The sequence below is a fragment of the Mycobacterium sp. genome, from assembly GCF_032162605.1.
In the GTDB taxonomy this organism is placed as follows: Bacteria; Actinomycetota; Actinomycetes; order Mycobacteriales; family Mycobacteriaceae; genus Mycobacterium.
Genome location: NZ_JAVROT010000330.1, coordinates 1 through 3,193 on the forward strand (window position 1 = coordinate 1; position 3,193 = coordinate 3,193).

The 3,193-nt window shown below is 67.4% G+C and carries 3 protein-coding genes; 2 read left to right on the plus strand and 1 reads right to left on the minus strand.

All coding sequences use genetic code 11. From position 1 onward, the window contains the following. Nucleotides 1-119: 119 nt before the first annotated feature. On the minus strand, nt 120-449 hold the full coding sequence (locus QOI01_RS18960) for a hypothetical protein (RefSeq protein ID WP_526383620.1): 330 nt from the start codon (nt 447-449) through the stop codon (nt 120-122). A 148-nt stretch (nt 450-597) separates the two neighbouring features. Here QOI01_RS18960 and QOI01_RS18965 point away from each other — a divergent pair, with 148 nt between their 5' ends. Beyond that, entirely contained in the window at nt 598-2,226 is a 1,629-nt protein-coding gene (locus QOI01_RS18965) for a S53 family peptidase (RefSeq protein ID WP_526383622.1), read from the plus strand. Further along, nucleotides 2,223-3,193 (plus strand): zinc ribbon domain-containing protein (locus QOI01_RS18970; RefSeq protein WP_526383624.1); only part of this gene is annotated, 971 nt, incomplete at its 3' end. The genes QOI01_RS18965 and QOI01_RS18970, both read left to right, overlap by 4 nt.

Here is a 3,193-nt window from a genome sequence, read left to right on the forward strand (position 1 = left end):
GCCAAACGCCCGATTGAGCAGAGGTAGAGGTGAGGCGCATTTTGGAGGCCATTTGTGCGCCGCCGGCCAGCTGGCGGGATTACCCCCGAAGTTTGCCAAAGTATGCCACAATATTGACGTTAGCGGCTTTTGATCCACAACCGCATGCGCACCCGTACGGGTTGTGGGAAATATTGGACACCAACAATGAAATCATACCGTTGGGCACGGCGCTTGGCACTGGTGGCCGGCGGTAGCGCAATAATCGCCATGGGTGCCTTGACTGCCGGATGTAGCGGCACTGAATCACCGGCTCCCTCCAGCACCTCGACCACGACCACCACGTCGTCCGTTGCTCCGTCCCCGACTCCGACGGAGAAGAGCATCAACCCCACTGGCGGCAACAGCTTCTCGCCGCCCGTGAAGGCGCCTCCCCTGCCATCGGGCAACCCCGGCAACACCAGCCACACCGGCTAGGGATAGCGTCGATCTCACGACCGCACGGCCAGCCCGCGGGGCGCGACGACCTTCGCGCCCCGCGGACGCGGCCCTGCATCTTCCCCGTGCACCGCGACGCCCCTCTCACGGGGGTTGGCGCGCCGGTTCTGGAGTCCAATGATGTTTGCTACGCGCCGGATGGCGTCCCGACTGCTCGGGTGTTGGCTGACGATGTCGCTTGCCGTGGCCGCTTCGATAGTCTTCGTCGACCACCGTTCCGGGCCGCAGCCCGAACGCACGGCGGCCATCGGGGGCCCATACGCCCGGCTGCTCGCCAGTTCCGAGGATCTCGGCCCGTCCCGATTGGACCGTGCACAGCTCACCGTGGGACTTCGCGTCTCGACCCGCCCGGAGCCGTTGATCACCTGGGCGGCCGGCGAGGGTCTCGACGTGCGATGGCTGCCCGGCGAGGAATGGGCCATCGTCGACGGCCGACCGGCCGATGTGGCCCGGGCGTTCGACGTCCCCGTGCACGACTTCCGCGGCATGCAGGGGCAGGTGTTCTACGCATCCGCCCGGCAACCCGAGGTCCCTCCGGCGATCGAACGCACGGTGAGCGATCTCGGGCGCATTCTCGGGTACACGCCAAATCGTGAAAAGCGCCCCGACATCATTCCCCTCGACGTTCCGTCCCAAGGGTTGACGCCCGACGCCCTGCTGACTGCCTACAACGCCAAGCCGCTTGCGGCAGCCGGGTTCACGGGCAAAGGGCAGACCATCGTCTTCTTCGCGTTCAGCGGCTACGACCAGGGGGACCTCGACGACTTCGCCCAGATGTCGGGTCTGCCACCGCTGAAGCCGATCCTCGTCGGGGGACAGCCCAGCGAATCCCGCGCCGAGACCGTGATGGATCTCGAAGTCGCACACGCCATTGCGCCGGACGCTCGGATGGTGGTGATCAACGCCCGGCCCACTCTGGAGGGTGGGCGCACCTACGAGCGGATCGCCGAGATGTTCGACGGCGCGAACCGACAGTTCCCCGGCGCGGTGTGGAGTCTGTCCATCGGGTGGGGGTGCGACGCGCTGATCACCGCGACGGACCTCAAACCAGTGCAGTCCGCCTTGGAAAGGGCCCATGCGAACGGGACGTCGGCCTTCGATGCCAGCGGCGACACCGGCGGGCTGGAATGCAAGGGCGGCAACGGCTGGTCGGCACCGCCCGGCCCGGATGACGTCGGACTGGATGCCGTCGCGTCCTTGCCTGGCATGACCTCCGTAGGCGGCACCACCATGTCCACCGATGAGAAGGGCCAGTGGCTGGCCGAGCAGGCCTGGGTCGACGCGCCTCTGTCGCAGGGCACCAGTGGCGGGGTGTCAAAGCTGTTTCCCCGGCCAGTCTGGCAGCGCAGGTTGTCGATCGACCGGGACTCCGGTAAACGACAACGCCGCCTGACACCTGACGTGGCAGCGGTCGCCGATCCGTTCACGGGCGTCAAGATCAGATTCGACCAGCAGGATCTGGTGGGCGCGGGCACCTCGCAGGCCGCTCCGATCTGGGCCGGCCTGACGGCACTGATGAATGAATACCTCCTGGCCCACGGCGGACACGCCCTCGGCGACGTCAACCCACTGCTCTACCAGGTGGCAAAAGGCGCGAATTCGCCGGGGTTTCGCGACGTCACGCTGGGCGGGAACGCGGTCGACGTCGCGGTCCCCGGCTACGACCTGGCGACCGGACTCGGCAGCCCCAACGTCGAACAGCTCGTCGGCGACTTCCTCGACATCCAGAAGGGAGTGGCCCCCCGATGACGGGCATGGCCTGTCGCGTCTGCGACGTCACCGTCCCGTCCGGTGAGTTCTGCGGAAACTGCGGCGCGACGCGGCTCCGCCGGCGTGGCGACGGACCTTCGTGGCTCCGCATGTCGGCCCATTCGGCAGCACCGAACCAACGCCTGCTGAGCCCGTCGGTGACGAGCACGATCTTCCCGTCGCTGCCACGGCAGTCTCGGGCGGCGTTCACGGTGGCGCTCATCGGCGTGGTCGCGCTGATGCTGGGCACCGCACTGCCGATGTGGCAGGCCGCGCTGATCGGGCTGGTCGGCTTCGGGTTGCCGTTGCTGTTCGTGGTCTACCTGAGGGAGACAGACGCATTCGTCGATCTGTCGGTCGGTGCCCTGTCGACCACCGCCGTGCTGGGCATCGCGTTCGGCGTGGGTTGGGGGCTCGCGACGGACGTCGCTGCCGCGCGCACCGACGACGACGCGCTGGGCCTGCCGGTCAGCACGACCAGAATCCTCGTCACGGGACTCGCCATTCCGTTGGGCTTCCTGATCCTCCTACTCGCACCGATGATCCTGGTGCGGTTGCGGTACCCCGGGATCCGAGAGTCGTTGGACGGGTACGTAATTGGGTCGATCTCTGCGCTCTGCTTCACGAGCGCGGGCAGCCTGACGCGGTTGGCGCCTGAGTTCGCAGGAGGTCCGATAGACGACGGCCAAGGGCCGATGCATCTGGTGATCGCGGGCGCCATCCAGGGGGTGGCGATACCGTTGACGGCGGCGGCCGTCGGCGGCGCCATCGGCGCCACCCTGTGGTTCACGTCGCGGGCGGATTCGAGACGCAAGCCGCGGTGGTACGCGTTGACCTCCCCCGCCCCGGCAATCGCGTTCGGGGTGGCCGTCTACCTCGTACTGGGTCTGATCGACCTCCTTTCGCTTCCGAACGACCTCGCGATGGGCATCTACGCCCTTCTCGCGGTGCTGGCCCTCCTTGCGTT